This is a genomic window from Pseudomonas sp. GW822-FHT07A10 (assembly GCF_058798795.1).
This window is the reverse complement of sequence record NZ_JBXAKV010000003.1, coordinates 30,264-51,249: the sequence shown is the minus strand read 5'-3', so window position 1 is coordinate 51,249 and position 20,986 is coordinate 30,264. Positions and strand designations below refer to the sequence as shown.

Below are 20,986 nucleotides of genomic sequence, written 5' to 3'. Positions count from 1 at the left end.
TCAAGCTACGGAGATGGAGTGAAACCGGGTGATGGAAAACGCATCCAGCGGCGTCTTTGACGCGCCGCTACAGATGATCTCGGTGAGCGCCTGGCCCACCGCAGGCCCGATCTGAAAGCCCGCGCCGGCAAAGCCGAATGCGTGCAACAGACCGGGTTGCGTGCTGCTGTGACCGATCACCGGTTGGCGGTCGGGTAAATAACCTTCGGTGCCGCTCCAGGTACGAATCGCCTGGGCGCCTTCAAGAAACGGGTAGAGCTCGACGGCCTGACGCAGGATCTCGATCACCGCGCTCTGACCAGGCCGGGCGCGGGCACCATCAAGGGCAAAGCCCTGACCGCCGCCCAACACACAATTGCCCCGCGCGACCTGACGGGCATAGATGCCGCCGCCTTCGACGCCGGTGCTGGCATTCATCACCAGCGGCAACGGCTCGGTGACCAGCATCGCCGGGTGTCCGGCGTGCATCGGCACCGCTTCACCGAATTGCGCGGCAAGGTTGCCGGCCCAGGCGCCGGCGCAGTTCAGCAGCCAGGGGGCGCGCAGTTCGAGGCCGGTTTGAGTGCTGACGCGAAAGCGCTGACCATCGTGTTCCACCGCCGTGACTGCGCATTGCTCATGCACCTGCGCGCCATGCCGACGTGCCGCTTGGGCAAACGCCGGAGACACCAGGCGCGGGTTGGCGTGGCCATCGTCCGGGCACAGCGAAGCACCGACCGCGACGTCTCCGACCCACGGAAAACGTGCGCGCAACTCACTGCGGTCGAACAGTTGCAAATCGAGGCCGAACCCCTGGCTGCTGGCGGCGTAATCCTGCAACGCTCGTAAATCGTTGAGACTGCGGGCGAGTTTCAAGTGACCGCTGCGCTGGTACTCGCCGTCGATGCCGATCAGTTGTGGCAACTGTCCCCAGATTTCATGGGCCCGTTGCGACAACGGCAATTGCGACAACGGCCGGCCCTGACGACGCACGCCGCCATAGTTCACGCCACTGGAATGCGAGCCGCAAAAGTCCCGCTCCAGCAGCGCCACGCGTCGGCCAGCCTTGCTCAGAAACAGGGCGGCGGAAGCCCCGACAATGCCACCGCCAATGATGACTGCCTCGACTTCGATCATGGCTCGACCTCCAGACCGAACGGCAAGGGTTTGATCGGTGCCTGAGCCCGCAACCGACCGATTTCGGCTACGGAACGCTGACTTTCGCAGGCAATGATTTCCGCGGCGGCGGCCCCGCACATCCGGCCCTGACAGCGACCCATGCCGACCCGGCAATGGGCCTTGACCCGGTTGATCTCCCAATGACCTTCGCGCACCACCTGGCGGATGTCGCCGGCGCGTACTTCTTCGCAGCGACAGATCATCAGGTCATCCGCAGCGTCAGCGGCCCAGCTTTCGGGGAAGGCAAAGGCACGCTCAAGGCCCTGGCGGAATCTGCCGATATCTTTCAGCGACTGTTCCAGCTGGGTGGCACGTTGCGGCGGGAGCAGGTGACCGCTGTCTTCGAGCAAGGCGAGGGCTGCCCGTTCACCGGCCATTTCCGCCGCGTCGGCACCCATGATGCCGGCGCCGTCGCCAGCCAGGTACACCTCGGCGACACTGCTGCGCCCGGCACTGTCGCGCTGTGGCAGCCAGGCGCGGTTGAGCGGGTTCCAGGTGAATTCGCAGCCCAGCAGGTCGGCGAGTTGGGTTTCGCTGCGCAGACCATGGGCGAAGGCGACAGCGTCGCAGTCGATTCGATGTTGGCCTTTTGCGTTGCGCCAGATCAGCGATTGCACACGCTGTTGGCCATCGATGCCTGACAGGCTGGCGCCTTGATGCACCGGGATGCTGTGGGCGGTCAGCCAGGTACGGTAATAGAGGCCTTTGGCGAGGGTAGCCGGTTGCGACAACAGACCGGGCAGGGCACGAGCCTGAGCGCTGAACGGCGAACTGTCGAGCACCGCGACCACGTTGGCACCGGCCTTGGCGTATTGATACGCCACCAGGTACAGCAACGGTCCGCTGCCGGCGAACACCACGCGTTCACCAATGGCACAGCCCTGAAACTTCAAGGCGATCTGCGCCGCGCCGAGGCTGTACACCCCCGGCAACGTCCAGCCCGGCACCGGCAGAATCCGGTCGGTGGCGCCTGTGGCGACAATCACCCGGGAGAACGCCACGCGTGCGGCGTGACCCTCGTGCAAGGTGTCGAGTGCGTTGGCCTCGGCGTTCCACACCAGCGTGTCGGGGCGGTAATCGAGTTGTTCACGCAGTGCGTCGATGGTTCGATGCAGCGCGTTGGCCTTGGGGGCTTCGAAGCCATACAACTTGACGGGCGAGCGCTTGAAGTTCACCGGCTGCCGCCGATAAATCTGCCCGCCACCGCGTGCGGCTTCGTCCAGCAGAACCGGGCGCACGCCATGCGCCACCAGCGTCTGCGCCGCACGAATCCCGGCAGGGCCGGCGCCGATGATCACCACAGCGTTCATACCGAGCGCCCCGGTTCGCGGCTGACCTGCTGGCCGGCCTCAAGCTGCGTCGAACACGCCCGCACCCGGCGGCCATCGCCCAGGCGTACCCAGCAGTCCTGGCAGGCGCCCATCAGGCAGAAGCCGGCGCGGGGTTCGGCGCTGAAGTCGCTGCCGCGCAGGTGTTCGCTGCAGGTCAGCACGGCGGTCAGCAGGGTGTCGCCGAGCAAGCCACTGGCAGGCACGCCGTCGAGGGTAAAGTCCAGGGCCGGGCGGTCGCCTTCGGCCAGTCGTTTCAGCAGAGCCATGGCGCCCTCATTGTTTACCCACCAGAACCCGATCCAGGCCGTAGACCCGATCGAGCAGAATCATCGTCAGCGCGGTCAGCGCGATCACCAGGGCCGACACCGCCGCCATCATCGGATCGATGGATTCGGTGGCGTACACGTACATGCGCACTGGCAAGGTTTGCGTGGCCGGCGAGGTGACGAAGATCGACAACGTGACCTCGTCAAAACTGTTGATGAACGCCAGCAGCCAGCCACCGGCGACCCCCGGCAGAATCATCGGCAAGGTGATTTGCCGGAACAGCGTGAAGCGTCCGGCACCCAAGGATTGCGCGGCGTGTTCGGCGCTGCGGTCCAGGCCGATGGCCGACGCCAATACCAGCCGCAACACATACGGCGTGATTACCAGCACATGGGCGAAGATCAGCCAGGCGAAGCTGCCGTTGACGCCCATCAGCGCGAACAGGCGCAGCAACGCCACCCCCAGCACCAGGTGCGGAATGATGATCGGCGACAGGAACAGGGCGTTGAAAAAGTCCCGTCCGGGGAACTCGAAGCGGGTGATCGCCAGCGCCGCCGGCACCGCAATCAGCGTCGCCAGACTGGCCGCGCTGAAGGCCAGGATCAGGCTGTTGTAGAACGCATCGACAAAGTCCGCGCGTTCGAACACGGCGCGGAACCAGCGCAGGGAGAAATCCGTGGTCGGCAGGCTCAGGGTGTTTTCCGGGGTGAAGGCGACGAGGCACACCACCACCAGCGGCGCGAGCATGAACAGCACCACCAGGGCATGGAACAGCAGGGCGAAAGGACCGTTTCTGGACATGACGAATTATCCCAATGACTTCTTGTAGCGGCCTTCGATCATCCGGTTCCACGACAGCATGATCAGCAGGTTGAGCAACAGCAGGGCCACGGCAATCGCGGCGCCCATCGGCCAGTTCAGCTCCGACAGGTACTGGTCGTAGATCAGCGTGGCGACCATCTTCAGCCGTCGTCCGCCGAGCAAGCCGGGAATGGCGAAGGAACTGGCCGCGAGGCCGAACACGATCAAGGTGCCGGAGAGCACGCCGGGCATGACCTGCGGCAACACCACTTTGCGTATCACCGTGAAGTGGCTGGCGCCCAGTGACAGCGCAGCCTGCTCGGCGGCCGGGTCGAGTTTTTGCAGCGAGGTCCAGACTGGAATGATCATGAACGGCAGCATCACGTGGACCAGCGCGATCACCACTGCGAACGGCGTGTAGAGCAGCTTCATCGGCGAGCCACCGAAGGCTTGCAAGGTCTGGTTGACCAGCCCGTCGGCGCCCAGCAACAGGCTCCAGCCGAACGCCCGCACCACCACCGAAATCAGCAGCGGCGTGAGGATCAGAATCAGGAAAATCGAACGCCACGGTGCGCCCATGCGACTGAGGATGTAGGCCTCGGGCACGCCGATCAGCACGCAGAGCAGGGTGGTCAGGGCGCTGATCCACATCGTGCGCAGAAAGATTTCGTAGAAGTACCGGTCGCCCAGCAGGCTGCTGTAGTGGGCGAAGGTGTAGGCGTCGCTGTTGATCCCCGAGCTGTAGTCGAAGACGTTCAACGACAACACCAGCGTCAGCAGCAGCGGGATCGCCAGCAGGCCGACGTACAACGCCAGGGCCGGCGCCGACAACACATACCCTTGGCGTCCTTGACGGATGGCGGCGAGCGTATTCATGCCGACACCTCGTCGACACTCAGCACCCGCAGCAGTGCCGCGTCCCAGTCGAGGCCGACCGCCGTGCCTTCGGCCAGTGGCGCCGAGCCGTCGTTGCGACGCACCACGCAGAGTTCGCCCAGGGTCGTCGTTACGCCGTACAGCCATTGGCTGCCGAGGAAGAAGCGGCTGGCGATCTTGCCTTGCAGACGGCCATGGCCTTTTTCCCGCAGATCGATTTTCTCCGGGCGCAGGCTTAACGTCAGATCGCCGTTGCCGGTGTTGCACACCTGAACCACACCGGCGCCATCTCGCTCACCGGGCAGCAGATTGGCTTTGCCGACGAACCCGGAAATGAACTCGGTGCGGGGGTGTTCGTAGAGGGTGTAAGGCGCGTCGATCTGAGTGATGCGCCCGGCCTGCATCACCACTACCCGATCACTGATCGACAGCGCTTCGGACTGGTCGTGGGTGACCATCAGCGTGGTGATCCCGACTTCGCGCTGGATGCGGCGGATTTCGAACTGCATCTCTTCGCGCAAATTGGCGTCGAGGTTGGACAGCGGTTCGTCGAGCAGCAACACCGGCGGCTCGATCACCAACGCCCGGGCCAGAGCAACACGCTGGCGCTGGCCGCCGGAAAGCTCCCGTGGATAACGCTCGGCGTGCTGGTGCAGGCGAACCAGTTTCAGCACCCGATCCACCCGTTGCTGCAATTCACCGTTGGGTACTTTGCGCATGCGCAGGCCGAAGGCGACGTTGTCTTGCACGGTCATGTGCGGGAACAGCGCGTAACTCTGGAACACCACGCCCAGGCCACGGCTGGCGGGTTTGGCGTGGGTGATGTCGCGACCGTCCAGCACAATGCGTCCGCTGCTGACTTCAACGAAGCCGGCGATCATTTGCAGGGTGGTGGTTTTGCCGCAGCCGGAAGGGCCGAGCAGTGAGACGAACTCGCCTTTTTCCACCGACAGGTTGGTGGCGACGACTGCGTCGATCTCGCCATATCGTTTGCCGAGGTTTTCAAGCTGCACGAAGGCCATGACTGCGCTCCACCTGAGATTGTTATGCGTCGCCAACGGCGCGCTTTTTTGTATGGGCAGATACGAAAAGATGTTGCGGGGTGCGTTGGCGCGCGACGTGTGTCGGCTGCCGTTGTTGTTCGAATCGCCCCTGTATGGACGCAGAGTAGGACGAAGAATAGGATGGGCTCAATAACCTATTTCACTGAAGCGATGACTATTTTCAGTTTTATTCAGTGAGTAAATTTATTGATGAGAAATCAAATGTTAGATTCCACTGATCGGAATGAAAACAAAAATGAAGTCGGTGTCGGTGCGGTCTCAAGACTGTTTGCGGTGCTGCGCAGCCTGGGTGACACCGTCGAGGGCGGCGAACGCGTGACGCAACTGGCGCAGCGCATCGGTTTGTCGCAACCGACTACCCACCGCTTGCTGCGCAGCCTGATGGACGAGGGCATGGTCGAACAGGACGCCCGCAGCAAACGCTATCGCCTGAGCCTGGAGTTTTTTGCCTTGGCGGCCCGCGCCGGCAATACCAACAACCTGCGCGAACTGGCTCGGCCGGCATTGCTGCGGTTATCGGCATCGTTGGGCGATTCGCTGTTTTTGCTGGCGCGCAGTGGCTTTGATGCAATCTGTCTGGACCGCAGCGAAGGGCCGTTTCCGATCCGCACATTTACCGGTGACATCGGCGGGCGGGTGGCGCTTGGCGTGGGGCAGGGCAGCCTGGCGATTCTGGCATTCCTGCCGCAAGAGGAACGCGACACGGTGATTCACTACAACTTGCCGCGGCTCAAGGATTTCCACCTGTACGACGAAGTGTTCCTGCGCTCGGAAGTCGAGAATGTGCGCGCGCTCGGGTACGCCGGGCGCAACACCGGCGTGTTGCAGGGCATGGCCGGCGTGGCAGTGCCGATCCTCGATCGCGACGGCCGGGCGGTGGCGGCGTTGAGCGTGGCCACGATCAGTGATCGCCTGGGGCCGGATCGTTTGCCGACCGTGGTGGAAATGCTCAAGCGCGAAGCAGCGTTGATCGGGCCGCGGATCAATCCGTTCGACCCGCTGTTGCGCAGGCCTTCGCAGGTGTTTGGGCAGGGGTGACCACAACCCGGATCAGAACTTCAGTGTCTGCTTGAGCATCTGCGCCGCCGGTGTGTCACTCGGGCTGACCATCGCGTAGTTGTACCCGGCATCCGACCAATACTCGGCCTGCAGTTCGCCGTCGCTGCGGCTGCCGCGGGGCAGGAGGAAGTTTTTCGGTCCCGGCGGACGGACGTAAAAGCTGACTTTGTGGCCGCCCTGATCTTCGTAAACCACCATCGCTGCCGGCCCTTGTTCGGTACTGAGCAAACGGCCGCTGACCGGTTTGTAGCCAGCCCCCGCCAAGTTCGGCAGGCGATGGGCCTGGCTGAAATAGCGGTCGAGCCAGCCTTGCATATCGCCATCGTCGCTGACTTGGTAATCCGCCGGCAGGATGCCTTGCTGGGCAATCAGTCGGTAGGCCTGCATCGCATCGGCCATCGGCAGTGGGGGGCTGACCAGAGTCATCTCCCGCGCGTGCCAACCGCCCAATCCGCCGACGCTGACCGCAATCAACAACACCGCGGCACTGGCCAGATGACGGCGGGACTTTCGTTTGAGACGCTGGCGAATCAGCGCCGGGTCAAGTTGCGGGTTGGCCGGTTGCTGCAAGGCGCCGCTCAGGGCTGCGCGCAATTGCTGGGCGTCCTGCTGCCAGGCGCGCACTTGCGCGGCCACCTCGGCATTGCTGGCCAGATAAGTGTCCACCTGATGTCGGTCGGCATCGCTGAGTTGGTGATCGACGTAGGCGTGCAGGTCACGCTCGCTGGGCGGCATGCTGATCATTTGAGTCTCCGCAGGGAAGGGCGGGTGATTTCGCCGTCGCTGAGCTGGCGCAAGGCCTGGCGCGCGCGGGACAGGCGCGACATTACGGTGCCGGTGGGGACGTCGAGAATCTCGGCGACCTCCTTGTAACTCAAGCCTTCCACCGACACCCAGAGCAGCAGCGCGCGCTGTTCGGTGCTGAGCTGATCGAAGGCTTGCAGGGTCGACTGGGCGATTACCTCGCGCTCTACCGAAGGCTGCGCATCGTCGCGCCCGGTAAAGAATTCGAGCATCCGCGCATACCGCCGGGAGCGGCGGTGGGCGTCGAGAAACTGCCGATAAAGAATCGAAAACAGCCAGGCCCGCAGGTCGCCCTCCGGACGTTTAGCGCTCCAATTCGACAGCGCTCGTTCCAGGCTTGCCTGCACCAGATCGTCGGCGCTGCTGGGGTTGCGCGTCAGCGATACGGCGAAGCGCCGCAGCCTGGGAATGATTTCACGCAATTGTCCGTCGATGTTGTTCATGGAAATGGCGTGTTCTCTGGCTGTGATGAATGGCACTGACAAGAAGGACGCCGGCCACTGTGGTTTATTCCTTTGTCGGGGAAAACCATTACTTATTTGTGTAGGAGATTTCTGAGGGGTTTGTAATCCATGTAATGGCATCGAACTTCGCGGCTCAACCCATGCAGCAAGCTCAGGCAGTCAGCCCAGCCTCTCACCAGGTTGCGCAGAACCACCCGTGCTTGAACGTGAATATTGAGCCTGAAGAGAATTTTTTAACATGCAAGAGTGCAAAATTTCCCTTGAGTCGGCATCGATGTGTTCGCTGCTTCCGGACAACAACACCCATGACGTGTGGCCGCGGTTCGGTCGTGGGCCGACGGTTGAGCCTGAGTATCTTCTGATCCATCACGCCATCGAGGCGCAAGCCGCCGCCAGACCTCAGGGCATTGCCGCCCATTGTGAGGGCGAAACCATCACCTATGGTGAACTGAACCGGCAGGCCAACCGACTGGCCACGCTGTTGCGTCAGCAGGGCGTCGCCCCGGGCGATCACGTGGCCTTGTTTGTGGAGCGTTCGATCCCGATGCTGGCGGGAATGTTGGCCGCATTGAAAGTGGGTGCTGCCTACATCCCTCAGCACGTAGGGATTACTCCCACTGCGCAATTGCGCCACATCATGGACGTGGCCTCGACGCGGGTGGTGCTGACACTGTCGAGCCTCGAGTCGCGAACTCCCCTGACGTCGCAGCAACACTGCATTTGCCTCGATGAGTTCATGGAGGTTGCGTCAACACTCGCTGATGACCTGAATGTGGCCTGTTCGCTGTCATTGACCCCGGACCGGTTGTGTTTCGTGCTGTTTACCTCCGGCACCACCGGCCTGCCCAATGGGGTTCGGGTGACCCACCGCAATGTGTGCAATATTTTGCTGACAGCCCCTGGCAATCTCGGCATACGGCCTGGGCTCAAGGTAGGACAGATACTTAACATCGCCTTTGACATGGCGGCCTGGGAAATACTCGGGTGTCTGGCTCATGGTGCGACCTTGATGATCCGTGGCAAGGACATCGCCCAGACGGCCGAACAATGCGATGTGCTGATCGCTACACCTTCGATACTCGGCACACTCGATCCATTGCGTTGCCAGCAAGTCAAGGTCGTGGCCCTTGCCGGGGAGCCATGCCCTCAGCCCCTGGCTGATCGCTGGTCCTCGTTCTGCACTTTTTACAATGCCTGCGGCCCGACCGAAACCACGATCGTCAACACCATGCAGCATTACAGGGGCGCAGGTGCATTGACGATCGGCAAACCCACGCCCAACAACACGGTGTACGTGCTGGATGAGGCGGGCCAGCTCTGTCAGGCGGGTGAGCAAGGTGAGATGTGGGCTGGCGGCGACTGTGTGACCGCCGGTTATTTGAGTAACCCGACGCTGACCGCCGAACGCTATCGGCCCGATCCGTTTCTGGGGCAGGGCCGGATGATGTTTCGCACACGTGATCTGGGGCGCTGGACAGCGAACGGCGAACTTGAACACCTGGGACGTGTCGATGATCAGGTCAAGGTCAGAGGGTTTCGGGTGGAGCTCGACTCTGTTTCTGCGGCTCTGGAGTCATCTGATCGCTGCGAGCGGGCGGTCACGTTGAAACTCGACAGTCGCCATCTGGTGGCCTTCGTCTATCCCGTTACCACGGACATCGATGATGCAAGACGACGCTGTGAAGAGCGGCTTGCCTATTATTGCGTCCCTTCGCTGATTCTCGCCGTGGAGCACATTCCGCTGACCTCACGCGGCAAGGTCGACAAACGTTTGCTGCTGGAGTGGGCGATGACGCACCAGGTCGACGCGACGACCCGGCAAGGGGTGAGCGCATGAAGGGGGGCAATCCGGATACCGCACTGCCGGTCAAGCGCGTGCTGTGGCGGCGATTGGGGACGTTGCCGATATTTTCGCATTACAACCGCCTCGTAGCGCTGGTGCTTGCACTCAATATCGCGGCACTGGCGCATGGGTTGACCGCCGGGCAGTGGTGGACATCCACGGGGATAGTCCTTGAGGCGCTGTCGGGATTGGTGGTGGCGAATCTGTCGCTGGCAATTTTGATTCGCCAGCAATACATCATCAATCTGCTGTTCTGGCTGGCAACCCGGGCGCCCACTTCCTGGCCGCTTGCGATACGCCGCTCACTGGCCAAGGTTTACCACTTCGGCGGCTTGCACAGTGGCGGGGCGCTGGCGGCGATTGGCTGGTTCGCGGTGTTGATCGGCTCCCTGGCCTGGCATTGGACTGAAAGCTTGGGCGGCGTTTCCCTGGCGCTGCTCGGGGTGAGCACCGGGTTGCTGGGGATCTTGCTGCTGGTGGCCGTCATGGCTCACCCGCGGATTCGCGGGCGTTTTCACAACGGCTTCGAGCGAATGCACCGCTTTGGTGGGTGGACCGCACTTGCCCTGTTCTGGGTATGGAGCGTTCTGTTTACCCGGGACCAGAACCCGCAGGCCTCCGTGAGCGAGGCGCTGTCGACGTCGGTGGCATTCTGGATGCTGATTGTGCTGACGTTCAGCATCGCCTTGCCATGGTTTCGTCTGCGCAAAGTGCCGGTGCAACTGATCAGGCCTTCTTCTCATGCGGTAATAGCCCGTTTTGACCATGTCACGCCGTTTGCCGGCTCCTCCAACGCCATCAGTCTCAACCCGCTGATGGAGTGGCATTCCTTTGCCAATATTCCCGCACCGGGTGAAGCGAGTTTTCGCCTGATCATTTCCCGGGCAGGTGATTGGACCGGCGAGTTCATCGAGCAAATGCCGACGCATGTCTGGGTCAAAGGCATTACCACCGCTGGCGTGGCGCACATCGAAACCCTGTTCAAATCGGTGGTGTACATCGCCACGGGCAGCGGCATCGGCCCGGTGTTGCCCCATTTGTTGGCCGGGCAAGTACCGATACGGCTGGTTTGGTCGACCCGCAGCCCGCGAAAAACTTACGGTGACGAACTGGTGGAAGAGATCCTGCGGGCCAATCCTGATGCCTTGATCTGGGACACCGATGTGCTCGGCAAGCCAGACCTTGTGCAACTGGCTTATGACGCGGTTCGCTCGTTCGGTGCCGAGGCGGTGATCTGCATTTCGAACCAGACGCTCACCCAGCGAGTGGTTGAGGAAATGGAGGGGCGGGGCATTCCGGCGTATGGCGCAATCTGGGATTCCTGAAGTGTGCCAAGAGCGTTTTTTCATTCAAACATTTCACATCTATTTAATGAGATCACCATGCACACATTGATCGAACGTCATGATCGAGTCGTATTGATTCGTCTTAATCGCCCGCAGGCCAGGAATGCTTTGAGTTCGGCCCTGATGCGCGAACTGCTGGACACGTTGCAACGGTTGGACCGTGACCCCGGAGTCGGCTGTTTCGTGATCACCGGGACAGCGGATTTTTTTGCGGCTGGCGCCGACATCAAGGAGATGTACGAAAAATCTTACCTGGACATGGTCCATGAGGATTATTTCGCCAATTGGGAAGCCTTTGCCGCGTTGCGTACGCCCAAGCTGGCCGCTGTTGCCGGTTATGCATACGGTGGCGGCTGTGAGTTGGCCATGATGTGCGATCTGATCTTTGCTGCGGATAACGCTCGTTTTGGCCAACCGGAAATCAGGTTGGGGGTGATGCCTGGAATGGGCGGGACCCAACGTCTCACGCGCCTGATCGGCAAGTCGAAGGCCATGGACATGATTTTGACCGGACGCTCGATGTCGGCCGAAGAGGCCGAGCGGGCAGGATTGGTGTCGCGGGTCATCGTTGCCAGCGATCTGCTGGAGCAATCCTTGGCCGCAGCGCAGATCATTGCCGGTTTCGCCAAAACCGCCACACTCGCTGCGCGCGAGTCAGTGGACCGGGCGCTGGAGTCAGGGCTGCGTGAGGGCCTTCTTTTTGAGCGAAGAGTGTTTCATGGTTTGTTTGCCACGCAGGGGCAACAGGAAGGTATGCAGGCTTTTTTGCAGAAGCGTGAGCCGAGTTTTAACCCGGTTTGACCAACCTTGAGGATTCGTCGCTAGCGGTGCTTTGAAAGAAACTACAGTTCAGGGGGAATAATCCTACGTGACGTTCGTCTCATAGCTCTTTCCCCCTGTGGCCTACGGCCCCGGAGACTTTCATGGTTGATCGCTCATCTACAACAGGGCCGTCTCGGCCGCCCCTGAGCACCGCGAGCCTGACGTTGCGCCTGACCGGCATTGCCGTGGTGGTCGCCGCGCTGGCCGGGGCTTTTGCCTACGTCAACGGCACACTCGACCCACAGCGCCTGACGCCGAAAGCGTTGATCAATGTGCTGGAGAAAAACAACGGCGTGCACCCGGGGTTCCGTCGTAACCACGCCAAAGGGGTGTGCGTGATCGGGCATTTCGAGAGCAGCGGCCAGGTGCGCGAGTATTCCAGCGCCCAAGTGTTCAATGAAGCGCGGACCCCGGTGGTCGGGCGTTTCGCGCTGCCTGCCGGCAACCCTTACGCACCGGACAACAGCGTACCGATCCGCAGCCTGGCGTTGCGCTTTACCCAGGCCAACGGTCAGCAGTGGCGCACCGGGATGAACAGCATGCCGGTGTTCCCGGTGGGCACGCCCGAGGCGTTCTATCAGCTGCAACAGGCGCAGTCACCGGACCCGGCCACCGGCAAACCGAATCCTGCGGCAGTGCCGGCGTTCTTCGGTTCTCACCCGGAAGCCGCGCCGTTTCTTGCCTGGATCAAGACTGCCAAACCTTCTGCCAGTTATGCGACCGAGACGTATAACAGCGTCAATGCGTTTTACCTGGTGAACGCAGCGGGGCAGCGGCAAGCGGTGCGTTGGAGCATGACCCCGGTTGCTCAGGATGCGGCGGGCGCGATGGCACCGGAGGGCGCTGACTTTCTGGAGAAGGATCTGGTTCAGCGTTTGTCCGCCGGACCGCTCCGTTGGCAGTTGAACATCACCCTGGCGAACCCCGGGGACCCGGTCAACGATGCGAGCAAGACCTGGTCCGGCGACCGAAAAGTGCTGAACGCCGGCACGCTGGTGCTTGAAAGTACCCAGCCACAACTCAATGGCGAGTGCCGCGACATCAACTACGACCCACTGGTATTGCCCAGCGGTATCGAAGGTTCCGACGACCCGTTGCTCGCCGCTCGTTCAGCGGGCTATGCCAATTCCTATCTGCGTCGCACCAGCGAAGTGAATCAGTTGCCCAACGCCAAGCAGGAGGCTCATCAATGAGCGCTCAACCGAACCATTTCGCTCCCCTGGCGCGGCTGCTGCATTGGCTGATGGCGCTGATGATCATCGCGATGCTGTTCATCGGCGCCGGCATGGTGGCCTCGGTGTCCGAGCGTCACGAGTGGCTGATCCACCTGCACAAACCGTTGGGCATCGCCATTCTGCTGTTGGTGGTCGTGCGTCTGGCCGTGCGTTTTTCGACCCGGCAACCACCGCTGCCGGCGGACTTGCCGGGTTGGCAAGTGCTCGCGGCGAAGGCTTCGCATGTCTTGCTGTACGCCTTGATGCTGATTTTGCCGCTGCTGGGCTGGGCGATGATATCGGCGGCTGGCGATCCGGTGATGCTCAGCAGCTCGTTGCAACTGCCGTCGATCCTGCCGGCGAATGCGCAGGTGTTTGCATTCCTGCGCAAAGCACATAGGTATCTGGCGTATCTACTGTTCCTGACCGTGCTGCTGCACCTGGCGGCGGCGTTGTTTCACGGTTGGGTGCGCCGCGATGAGGTGCTGGACAGCATGTTGCGGGGCAGGGACCGTGGGTGAGTCGGGGGACTGCCGATAACTGTGGCGAGGGGGGCTTGCCACAGGTGTTGGGTGTTTTGGCGGCGAGCGTCAGCCACCAATAGATCAACGCTACGGCGCTGATGCCCGCACCCAGCCAGCACACCGCGATCCAGCCGCCCCAGGCATACATCGCCGTCGAACCGATAGAGCCCAAGGCGCTGCCGATCGAATAGAACAGCATGTAGCCGGCAGTGAGTCGGCTTTGCGCTTCGGGGCGCACGCTGTAGATCATGCTCTGGCTGGTGACATGGACGGCCTGCAAACCCAGATCCAGCGTAATCACCCCGAGCAGCAGCGCCCACAGCGAGGATTGAGTGAGGGCGATGGGCAGCCATGAGGCGAGCATCAGCAACAACGACAGTCCGCTGGTCCATTGACCCAGGCCACGATCGGCCAGATGTCCGGCGCGAGCAGCGGCCAGTGCGCCGGCAGCCCCGGCCAGCCCGAACAGTCCGATTTCGGTGTGGGACAGTGAAAGCGGCGGGGCGCTCAATGGCAATACCAAAGGGGTCCACAGCACCATGGCACTGGCGAACGTCAGCAGGGCAAGGATGGCCCGTTGACGCAACACCGGTTCTTCCTTGAACAACGTGAAGACTGAGCCGATCAACGCGCCGTAAGCGCTATCCGGTCGCGCGTCTTCGTGCCTGGGCAGTACACGAAACAACAGCAGCGCCATCACCAGGGTCAACCCGGCGGACAGCAGATAAATCGAACGCCAACCAGCCAGGTCGGCCATGCCGCCGGCCACCGTTCGTGCCAATAGAATGCCGACGACAATGCCGCTGGTGATCACGCCTACCACACGTCCACGTTGCGCCGGGATGGCCAGCGTCGCGGCGTAGGCCACCAGGACTTGCGTCACGACCGCCAGTAATCCGGTCAGCGCCATGCCGAGCAACAGCCAGGTGCTGCTCGGCGCTAACGCGATCATCAACAAGGCCAGTGCCGACAACAGGGTTTGCAAGACGATCAATCGGCGACGGTTGAGCAGATCTCCCAGAGGGACCAGCAACAACAGGCCCACGCCATAACCGATCTGAGTGAGGGTGATGACGATACCGATGGTTGCCGGGTCCATGGCGAAGGCTTTGGTCATGGCATCGAGCAATGGTTGTGCGTAATACACATTGCCGACGGCCAGGCCGCAGGCGACGGCAAACAGCAGCACCACGGCGCCGCTTAACGGATGGTCAGGTTTCATCACAGGCTTCCTTGTGTGGTTTCAATATAAAACCAGTTGTACGGTAAGGAGTCTGGTTTTATATTGCAACCACATTGGTTGCCGGCGGACGTGGTCATGGTTAAACGTACAAGCATGGAAGGCGCCGAATGCCCGGTCGCCCGTTCACTGGATGCGATTGGGGATTGGTGGTCGCTATTGATCGTGCGCGATGCGTTCGATGGTCTGCGACGCTTCGGTGAGTTCCAGCGCAATCTGGGCATGGCCAAGAACATTCTTTCGGCACGCCTGCGCACATTAGTGGCCCACGGGATTTTCGATCTGGTGCCGGCGTCGGATGGCAGCGCGTATCAGGAATATGTGCTGACGAAGAAGGGCCAAGGCTTGTTCCCGTTAATCATCGGGTTGCGGCAGTGGGGCGAGGCGTTTTTCTATGAGGCGGGGGAGGCGCATTCGCAGGTTGTCGATCGTGAGAACGGTCGACCGGTGCGGCCGCTGGAATTGCGCGCCGAGGATGGGCGGCTGTTGGGGCCCCAGGATTGTGTGCGGATCCCGGCTGAGTAAAACATCAAAAGATCGCAGCCTTGCAGGAGCTGCGAAGGCTGCGATCTTTTGTCCAAGGGGGGTCAGCGCAAGGTATCGACCATGTCGGCAATGGTCGTCAGCACATCCTTGCCCAACTGCTTCGAACGCTTGCCAGACCAGCCAGTCAGCGCATTCGGCGCGTCGTTGTTGTCCTTGAAGGGCATTTCAATGGTAAAGGACAGGCAATCGAACTTCTGACCGACGCTGTTGCAGGCCAGGGTCATGTTGGCTTTGCCCGGTTCGTCGCGGGTGTAGCCGTGTTTGGTCTGAAAGTCCTTGGTCAGGTGCTTCAGATGGCTGCGGAAGCGCTCTTCGAGTTTTTCGATCCGCGGTGTATAGCCGGGGTTGCCTTCGCAACCGGCGGTGAACACGTAGGGAATTTCTTCATCGCCATGGATGTCGAGGAACAGGTCGACGCCATACTTTTCCATTTGCTGCTGAACGAACAGCACTTCCGGGCTGATTTCCTGGCTGGCGTTCTGCCAGGCGCGATTCAGGTCCTGGCCCATGGCATTGGTGCGCAAATGACCGTGGAAGGCGCCGTCCGGGTTCATGTTTGGCACCAGGTACAGGTCGGCGCTGGCCAGGAGCTTATTCAGCACCGGGTCGTCGTGTTTCTCCAGACGCTCGATCACGCCTTCCATGAACCATTCGGCCATGTGTTCGCCAGGGTGTTGCTGGGCGATGATCCAGACCTTGCGCTGACCTTCGGCGCCAGTCCCTTTGCGCAACAGCTGGATGTCACGACCCTCAACGCTCTTGCCGGTGGCCAACAGTTCGGTGCCAGCCTTGGTCTGTGCCTGTTCGATCAGCCAGTCGTGACGGCCACGGCTGTAGGGTTCGAAGTAGGCGAACCAGGCATGTGTGGCAGTGGCTTCAAGGCTGAAACGCAGGCAGTCGCCTTCGAAGATGGTCGGCACCCGGAACCAGTTGACGTGGTCGTAGGACGCCACCGCCTGATAACCATCCCAGGCCTTGTTGTATGAGGACTTGCTGGCGTTGTTCAGACGAAACCAATGCTCCTGACCCACATGCAGGCCGCTGGCCTTGAAATGGAACCACTGGAAATGCTGGCTGCGAGTGTCTGGCCTGATGGCCAGCAATGCTTGCAGAGGATTGCTGATGTCCAGCACATCAATGTTGCCGCTGTCGAAGTTAGCGCTGATGTCGAAAGAAGATTTAGCCCCGGCCATAATCAATTCCTGAATACGATTTTTATGGCTGCTACTTTACACGCAAGAGGGGAGAAACCGGGGGAAATTACGGGGGTGTAAAAGGGGGGCGTCCTCCTTGACGCCGATGCAGCTTAGAGACTGCGCAATTGATTCTCAAGTGCTATTTTTCGTTAGTTTGGCCCAGTGCTGCCGGGCTTCTCTTGGCAGTAGATATTCTTTTGATATCATCCGCGCCAATCGAATTTTGCAGCACCTACAGACTTCATTAGCCTGAAGCCAAAGCCAGCCTGACTGGCAAAAAAAAGACCCGGCAAAAAGCCGGGTCAAAAACCGTGATTAGCCTGATGAGGAGATAGTCCAGGAGTCCGACCTAAGGTCTCTTGGTCTATCGACTGATCTCGCGATCAGCTGGTGCAATAATAATCATTATCATTTGCAAGTCAAATGTTTCTACCTGCGCGATTGGAAAAATTTTCCTGTCCTCCTCCAATACGCTCCCGCCTCAATTGTTCTGATTGCCCTCCAGGGCCCGGTCGACCATCGCCTTGGCCATGTCGATCATGTGCACCGTCGAAAACGCCAGATCCCGGCTTGCGCCCTGCAGCTGGTTGGCTGACTCATGCGCGGTGGCAACGGCGCACCGCAGCAGGTCCGAAGCATGGACCAGCGCCTCTTCGCTGCTGATGTTACGGTTCACATCAAAGAAACGTTCTTCGCTGGCCGCTTCTGACACAGCTGGTTTCAAGTAATAGTCCAGTGCCCGCTGCGCGGCGGCAGAGCCTTTTGGCGAGGTGAGGCTGGTGTCGATTTGCATGTCGGGCAGGGTATTGCTGGGGATAGTCATGACGATGGCGAGCTCCGTGAGAAATTCAAATCCGTGAGCCCAGCTTAGTACGTACTGTATTTGTGTCTTCAGTTTTAATACTACAATTTGTGTTTTGATGGTCGGAGTACCCCACGTATCGTGCCGCACATGGATAAATGGATTGAATTGGTCAAGGCCAAAATGAGTGAACTCAAAGTCACTCAGGAAATACTCGCCGAGCGCATCGGGATGTCCCAGGGTGGCGTCGGCCACTGGCTCAATAAACGTCGTCAGCCCGGCATCGCAGAGATGAATCGTGTCTTGCGGGCGCTCGGCATGGACTATCTGGAAGTGGCGATGGTGATCAGGGAGCCGCTGCCCTCAGAGGATGAGGAGATCTGTCTGACGCAAAAGTACAACCCGTACTTCCGCTACCCGGTCAGTGACTGGCGGGAAACCGGGGAGGTGCGTGACGGAGAGCTATCGACCTACGGCACCTCGCTGGCTGTCAGCAAGCCACGTTTCGAGCTGTCCGATTACCACGCACAGGGCGCTGCGTTCTGGCTGGTGGTGGTCGGCGATGCGATGACCGCCCCTACGGGAGCGAGCATTGCCGAGGGCATGCTGATTCTGGTCGACCCGGCCATCGTGCCGGAGCCTGGCAAACTGGTGATCGCCCAATGGCCCGGCAGCGCCGAGGCGGTCTTTCGCAAGCTGATCGAAGAAGGCGGGCAGCGTTATCTGGTCCCGCTCAATCCGACCTATCCGAAAGCCCTTTACACCGAAGAATGCCGAATCATCGGCGTGGTGGTTCAGGCGACTGCCAAATTCTAATCAGATCGGTCCTCGCAACGCGTAGGACCGATCTTCATTTCACGCTTGTTCCAACTCCACCAAGGCACTGCCTTCGCTGACCATTTCGCCTTCCTGGCAATACAGCGCCTTGATCACCCCGGCGTGGGGCGCGCGAATGCTGTGCTCCATTTTCATCGCTTCCAGCACCACCAGCTGCGCCCCGGCTTCGACCGTTTGCCCGGCCTCCACCAGCACCCGCACGATGCTGCCGTTCATGGGCGCGGTGAGCCCGCCTTGATGGCTGTGACTGGCTTCGACGGCGCCGATCGGGTCATACGACTCGATGCGGCGCAGCTCGCCGTCCCATTGCAGATACAGCGCATCGCCACGGCGGATAGCCCGGTGCTGGCGGCGCAAACCGTGGTGTTCGGTCAGCAGATATTCACCTTGAAGCCGTGCGGTATGCATGTCGGCATTGCCCAGGGTCAGCGCCCGGTCTTGCCCTTCGCAACTCAAGTGCAGGGTGATTTCTGTCGGCAGCCCGGCACGGAAACCATTGTTGAAGGCCCACGGCGAACTCGGATCATCGGCGCGCAAAACAGCCGGCTGACTTTGCGCAAACGCCTGGGCCGCCGCTTGCCAGAACTCATTACTGAGCGGCGAAGGTGCTGGCAGCAGTTGCTCCTGATAACGCGGAATGAACCCGGTATCCAGTTCGGCGGCGGCAAACGCCGGGTGGCCGATGATCCGGTGCAGGAAGTTGATGTTGGTCTTCAGCCCGCCAATGGCAAACTCCTCGAGCATGCTCAGCAATCGCAGCCGCGCCTGTTCACGGTCTTCGCCCCAAGCAATCAGCTTGCCAAGCATCGGGTCGTAGAACGGCGAAATCTCGTCGCCTTCTTCGACGCCACTGTCCACACGACGCCCCGGCCCTTCGGCGGATTCGCGGTACAACGCCAGGCGCCCGGTGGCCGGCAGAAAATCGTTGCCCGGGTCTTCGGCATACAACCGTACTTCGATCGCATGGCCGATCAGCGGCACCTGATCCTGTGTCATCGGCAGCGCTTCGCCGCGGGCTACACGAATCTGCCAGGCCACCAGGTCGAGGCCGGTAATGGCCTCGGTCACCGGGTGTTCGACTTGCAGACGCGTGTTCATCTCCATGAAGAAGAACTCACCGCGCGCATCCAGCAAGAACTCTACGGTGCCTGCGCCCACGTAGCCGATCGCTTGAGCCGAACGCACGGCGGCTTCACCCATCGCCCGACGCAATTGCGGGGTCAGGCCTGGAGCAGGCGCTTCTTCGACGACTTTCTGGTGCCGACGCTGAATCGAGCAGTCACGCTCGTTGAGGTACAGACAGTTGCCGTGCTGGTCGGCGAACACCTGGATTTCCACATGACGTGGCTTGAGCAGGTATTTCTCGACCAACATCCGCGAATCGCCGAACGACGATTGTGCTTCACGCTGCGCAGAGGCCAGGGCTTCAGCCAGTTGGCTGACGTCCTCGACCACTTTCATGCCTTTGCCGCCGCCGCCCGCCGTAGCCTTGAGCAACACCGGATAACCAATGCGTTCGCAGGCATCGCGGAATGTGTCGAGGTCCTGGGCTTCGCCGTGATAGCCGGGCACCAGCGGCACACCGGCGGTTTCCATCAAGGCTTTGGCCGCGGACTTGCTGCCCATGGCGTCGATGGCCGAGGCGGGCGGGCCGAGGAAGATCAGGCCAGCCGCCTCGATCGCCCGGGCGAACCCGGCGTTTTCCGAGAGAAAACCATAACCGGGATGAATCGCCTGAGCACCGCTGGCTTTCGCGGCGGCGATCAGTTTGTCGATTTGCAGGTAACTTTCGGCGGCTTTGCTGCCGCCCAGGTCGACGCGTATATCCGCTTCGCGGCTGTGCCGGGCGTCACGGTCGGTGGCGCTGTGTACGGCCACGGTGGTCAGGCCCAGAGCCTTGGCAGTACGCATCACCCGGCAGGCGATTTCGCCACGGTTGGCCACCAGCAGGGTGGTGAGAACAGGTGCGCTCATCAACGCGGCTCCTTGAGGGTGGTTTCGGCTTGCCAGGTGGGCGAACGTTTTTGCAGGAAGGCGCGCAGGCCTTCCTGACCTTCGGGGCTGACGCGAATTCGGGCGATGGCATTCTCGGTGTAGCGGCGCAGCGCCGGGGTCAGCGCGCCGTTGCCGACTTCACGCAGCAGATCCTTGCTGGCGCGCATGGCTGCCGGGCTGTTGAGCAGTAGATTGTCGATCCACTGATCGACTTTCTGCTCCAGCTCAGCCATCGGATAGCTCTCTGACAACAGGCCGATTTCCCGAGCCCGTTGCCCGCCGAAACGTTCGGCAGTCAAGGCATAACGCCGCGCCGCACGTTCGCCGATGGCTTGCACCACGAACGGGCTGATGACCGCTGGCGCCAGGCCGATGCGCACTTCCGACAGGCAGAACTGCGCGTCGTCGGCGCCAATCGCCATGTCGCAGCAACTGATCAGGCCCAGCGCGCCGCCAAACGCCGCGCCCTGCACCACGGCCAGCGTCGGGACTTTCAGTTTGGCGAGGTTGTACATCAACTCCGCCAGTTCCCGGGCGTCATCAAGGTTGGTGTGGTAATCGAGTTCGGCCGATTGCTGCATCCAGGCCAGATCGGCACCGGCGCTGAAATATTTGCCGCGCCCACGGATCAGCAGAAAACGCAGGCTGGCATCGCTCGACACTTTATCCAGCGCGAGAATCAATTCGCGGATCATTTCGGCGTTGAACGCGTTGTTCTTTTCTTCTCGGCTGAGCCACAGGGTGGCAAAACCACGCGGGTCGGTCTGCAGCTCGAGGGTGTTGAAGTCGCTCATATT

20 protein-coding genes and 1 pseudogene are annotated in these 20,986 nt (G+C 61.2%); 8 read left to right on the top strand and 13 right to left on the bottom strand.

Features of this window, described 5'->3' with window-relative positions; translation table 11 throughout:
• From AC1RL4_RS06700 to AC1RL4_RS06675, 6 genes are read right to left on the bottom strand one after another with little or no spacing between them, the layout of a single operon-like run.
• Positions 1–1,116 (bottom strand): NAD(P)/FAD-dependent oxidoreductase, encoded by a 1,116-nt coding sequence (locus AC1RL4_RS06700; RefSeq protein ID WP_019580023.1) that lies wholly within the window; start codon positions 1,114–1,116, stop codon positions 1–3.
• The gene (locus AC1RL4_RS06695) at positions 1,113–2,468 is read right to left on the bottom strand and encodes an FAD/NAD(P)-dependent oxidoreductase (protein WP_028941226.1); all 1,356 of its coding nucleotides are present in this window, start codon (positions 2,466–2,468) and stop codon (positions 1,113–1,115) included. The genes AC1RL4_RS06700 and AC1RL4_RS06695 overlap by 4 nt, the downstream gene beginning before the upstream one ends.
• The gene (locus tag AC1RL4_RS06690; protein ID WP_018925441.1) at positions 2,465–2,755 is read right to left on the bottom strand and encodes a (2Fe-2S)-binding protein; all 291 of its coding nucleotides are present in this window, start codon (positions 2,753–2,755) and stop codon (positions 2,465–2,467) included. The genes AC1RL4_RS06695 and AC1RL4_RS06690 overlap by 4 nt, the downstream gene beginning before the upstream one ends.
• A gap of 7 nt (positions 2,756–2,762) precedes the next feature.
• Positions 2,763–3,557: an ABC transporter permease gene (locus AC1RL4_RS06685; protein WP_019580025.1), complete on the bottom strand. Its 795-nt coding sequence runs from the start codon at positions 3,555–3,557 to the stop codon at positions 2,763–2,765.
• Between the two features lie 6 nt (positions 3,558–3,563).
• Positions 3,564–4,433, bottom strand: coding sequence for an ABC transporter permease (locus AC1RL4_RS06680; protein ID WP_018925443.1), 870 nt, complete (start codon positions 4,431–4,433; stop codon positions 3,564–3,566).
• Entirely contained in the window at positions 4,430–5,455 is a 1,026-nt protein-coding gene (locus AC1RL4_RS06675; protein ID WP_019580026.1) for an ABC transporter ATP-binding protein, read from the bottom strand. Before AC1RL4_RS06675 ends, AC1RL4_RS06680 begins: the two co-directional genes overlap by 4 nt.
• A 243-nt stretch (positions 5,456–5,698) precedes the next feature.
• Between AC1RL4_RS06675 and AC1RL4_RS06670 the strand changes: the two genes are divergently transcribed.
• Complete coding sequence (locus AC1RL4_RS06670) at positions 5,699–6,535, top strand: IclR family transcriptional regulator (protein WP_019580027.1); 837 nt, start codon at positions 5,699–5,701, stop codon at positions 6,533–6,535.
• Positions 6,536–6,547: 12 nt separating this feature from the next.
• Here the strand turns inward: AC1RL4_RS06670 and AC1RL4_RS06665 are convergent, their stop codons facing one another.
• Both AC1RL4_RS06665 and AC1RL4_RS06660 read right to left on the bottom strand, forming a co-directional pair.
• The gene (locus tag AC1RL4_RS06665) at positions 6,548–7,300 is read right to left on the bottom strand and encodes an anti-sigma factor family protein (protein WP_230175255.1); all 753 of its coding nucleotides are present in this window, start codon (positions 7,298–7,300) and stop codon (positions 6,548–6,550) included.
• Positions 7,297–7,803, bottom strand: coding sequence for an RNA polymerase sigma factor (locus AC1RL4_RS06660; RefSeq protein WP_230175257.1), 507 nt, complete (start codon positions 7,801–7,803; stop codon positions 7,297–7,299). The genes AC1RL4_RS06665 and AC1RL4_RS06660 overlap by 4 nt, the downstream gene beginning before the upstream one ends.
• A 295-nt stretch (positions 7,804–8,098) precedes the next feature.
• On the opposite strand from AC1RL4_RS06660, the gene AC1RL4_RS06655 reads away from it, so the two are divergent.
• The 5 genes from AC1RL4_RS06655 to AC1RL4_RS06635 all read left to right on the top strand — a co-directional run bounded on the left by AC1RL4_RS06655 (position 8,099) and on the right by AC1RL4_RS06635 (position 13,570).
• Positions 8,099–9,661: an amino acid adenylation domain-containing protein gene (locus AC1RL4_RS06655; protein ID WP_230175259.1), complete on the top strand. Its 1,563-nt coding sequence runs from the start codon at positions 8,099–8,101 to the stop codon at positions 9,659–9,661.
• Positions 9,658–10,992: a ferredoxin reductase domain-containing protein gene (locus AC1RL4_RS06650; RefSeq protein ID WP_028941229.1), complete on the top strand. Its 1,335-nt coding sequence runs from the start codon at positions 9,658–9,660 to the stop codon at positions 10,990–10,992. Before AC1RL4_RS06655 ends, AC1RL4_RS06650 begins: the two co-directional genes overlap by 4 nt.
• Positions 10,993–11,049: 57 nt before the next feature.
• A complete protein-coding gene (locus tag AC1RL4_RS06645) occupies positions 11,050–11,814 on the top strand; it encodes an enoyl-CoA hydratase-related protein (protein ID WP_028941230.1) in 765 nt (254 codons plus the stop codon).
• A 122-nt stretch (positions 11,815–11,936) separates the two neighbouring features.
• On the top strand, positions 11,937–13,028 hold the full coding sequence (locus tag AC1RL4_RS06640) for a catalase family peroxidase (RefSeq protein ID WP_230175261.1): 1,092 nt from the start codon (positions 11,937–11,939) through the stop codon (positions 13,026–13,028).
• A complete protein-coding gene (locus AC1RL4_RS06635) occupies positions 13,025–13,570 on the top strand; it encodes a cytochrome b (RefSeq protein ID WP_018925452.1) in 546 nt (181 codons plus the stop codon). Before AC1RL4_RS06640 ends, AC1RL4_RS06635 begins: the two co-directional genes overlap by 4 nt.
• A 34-nt stretch (positions 13,571–13,604) precedes the next feature.
• On the opposite strand, the pseudogene AC1RL4_RS06630 reads toward AC1RL4_RS06635, so the two are convergent.
• Positions 13,605–14,795: pseudogene (locus tag AC1RL4_RS06630) on the bottom strand (MFS transporter); the annotation flags it as partial.
• Positions 14,796–14,891: 96 nt separating this feature from the next.
• On the opposite strand from AC1RL4_RS06630, the gene AC1RL4_RS06625 reads away from it, so the two are divergent.
• Complete coding sequence (locus AC1RL4_RS06625; protein ID WP_230175263.1) at positions 14,892–15,338, top strand: winged helix-turn-helix transcriptional regulator; 447 nt, start codon at positions 14,892–14,894, stop codon at positions 15,336–15,338.
• A 62-nt stretch (positions 15,339–15,400) separates the two neighbouring features.
• Here AC1RL4_RS06625 and AC1RL4_RS06620 read toward each other — a convergent pair whose 3' ends face one another.
• The gene (locus AC1RL4_RS06620) at positions 15,401–16,552 is read right to left on the bottom strand and encodes a M14 family metallopeptidase (RefSeq protein WP_019580037.1); all 1,152 of its coding nucleotides are present in this window, start codon (positions 16,550–16,552) and stop codon (positions 15,401–15,403) included.
• A gap of 484 nt (positions 16,553–17,036) precedes the next feature.
• Complete coding sequence (locus tag AC1RL4_RS06615) at positions 17,037–17,378, bottom strand: DUF6124 family protein (protein WP_019580038.1); 342 nt, start codon at positions 17,376–17,378, stop codon at positions 17,037–17,039.
• A gap of 129 nt (positions 17,379–17,507) precedes the next feature.
• Between AC1RL4_RS06615 and AC1RL4_RS06610 the strand changes: the two genes are divergently transcribed.
• Positions 17,508–18,173, top strand: a complete 666-nt coding sequence (locus AC1RL4_RS06610) for a LexA family protein (protein ID WP_019580039.1) — start codon at positions 17,508–17,510, stop codon at positions 18,171–18,173.
• Between the two features lie 39 nt (positions 18,174–18,212).
• Here AC1RL4_RS06610 and AC1RL4_RS06605 read toward each other — a convergent pair whose 3' ends face one another.
• On the bottom strand, positions 18,213–20,168 hold the full coding sequence (locus AC1RL4_RS06605; protein ID WP_096479891.1) for an acetyl/propionyl/methylcrotonyl-CoA carboxylase subunit alpha: 1,956 nt from the start codon (positions 20,166–20,168) through the stop codon (positions 18,213–18,215).
• Positions 20,168–20,983, bottom strand: a complete 816-nt coding sequence (locus AC1RL4_RS06600; RefSeq protein WP_230175265.1) for a gamma-carboxygeranoyl-CoA hydratase — start codon at positions 20,981–20,983, stop codon at positions 20,168–20,170. The genes AC1RL4_RS06605 and AC1RL4_RS06600 overlap by 1 nt, the downstream gene beginning before the upstream one ends.
• Positions 20,984–20,986 lie beyond the last annotated feature (3 nt).

Coding starts and splice junctions, on each gene's coding strand:
- AC1RL4_RS06655 (WP_230175259.1), top strand. CDS start 8,099: ATGTGTTCGCTGCTTCCGGACAACAACACCCATGACGTGTGGCCGCGG.
- AC1RL4_RS06635 (WP_018925452.1), top strand. CDS start 13,025: ATGAGCGCTCAACCGAACCATTTCGCTCCCCTGGCGCGGCTGCTGCAT.
- AC1RL4_RS06605 (WP_096479891.1), bottom strand. CDS start 20,168: ATGAGCGCACCTGTTCTCACCACCCTGCTGGTGGCCAACCGTGGCGAA.
- AC1RL4_RS06685 (WP_019580025.1), bottom strand. CDS start 3,557: ATGTCCAGAAACGGTCCTTTCGCCCTGCTGTTCCATGCCCTGGTGGTG.
- AC1RL4_RS06640 (WP_230175261.1), top strand. CDS start 11,937: ATGGTTGATCGCTCATCTACAACAGGGCCGTCTCGGCCGCCCCTGAGC.
- AC1RL4_RS06600 (WP_230175265.1), bottom strand. CDS start 20,983: ATGAGCGACTTCAACACCCTCGAGCTGCAGACCGACCCGCGTGGTTTT.
- AC1RL4_RS06610 (WP_019580039.1), top strand. CDS start 17,508: ATGGATAAATGGATTGAATTGGTCAAGGCCAAAATGAGTGAACTCAAA.
- AC1RL4_RS06660 (WP_230175257.1), bottom strand. CDS start 7,803: ATGAACAACATCGACGGACAATTGCGTGAAATCATTCCCAGGCTGCGG.
- AC1RL4_RS06700 (WP_019580023.1), bottom strand. CDS start 1,116: ATGATCGAAGTCGAGGCAGTCATCATTGGCGGTGGCATTGTCGGGGCT.
- AC1RL4_RS06650 (WP_028941229.1), top strand. CDS start 9,658: ATGAAGGGGGGCAATCCGGATACCGCACTGCCGGTCAAGCGCGTGCTG.
- AC1RL4_RS06625 (WP_230175263.1), top strand. CDS start 14,892: ATGGTTAAACGTACAAGCATGGAAGGCGCCGAATGCCCGGTCGCCCGT.
- AC1RL4_RS06620 (WP_019580037.1), bottom strand. CDS start 16,552: ATGGCCGGGGCTAAATCTTCTTTCGACATCAGCGCTAACTTCGACAGC.
- AC1RL4_RS06670 (WP_019580027.1), top strand. CDS start 5,699: ATGTTAGATTCCACTGATCGGAATGAAAACAAAAATGAAGTCGGTGTC.
- AC1RL4_RS06690 (WP_018925441.1), bottom strand. CDS start 2,755: ATGGCTCTGCTGAAACGACTGGCCGAAGGCGACCGCCCGGCCCTGGAC.
- AC1RL4_RS06645 (WP_028941230.1), top strand. CDS start 11,050: ATGCACACATTGATCGAACGTCATGATCGAGTCGTATTGATTCGTCTT.
- AC1RL4_RS06665 (WP_230175255.1), bottom strand. CDS start 7,300: ATGATCAGCATGCCGCCCAGCGAGCGTGACCTGCACGCCTACGTCGAT.
- AC1RL4_RS06695 (WP_028941226.1), bottom strand. CDS start 2,468: ATGAACGCTGTGGTGATCATCGGCGCCGGCCCTGCCGGGATTCGTGCG.
- AC1RL4_RS06615 (WP_019580038.1), bottom strand. CDS start 17,378: ATGACTATCCCCAGCAATACCCTGCCCGACATGCAAATCGACACCAGC.
- AC1RL4_RS06680 (WP_018925443.1), bottom strand. CDS start 4,433: ATGAATACGCTCGCCGCCATCCGTCAAGGACGCCAAGGGTATGTGTTG.
- AC1RL4_RS06675 (WP_019580026.1), bottom strand. CDS start 5,455: ATGGCCTTCGTGCAGCTTGAAAACCTCGGCAAACGATATGGCGAGATC.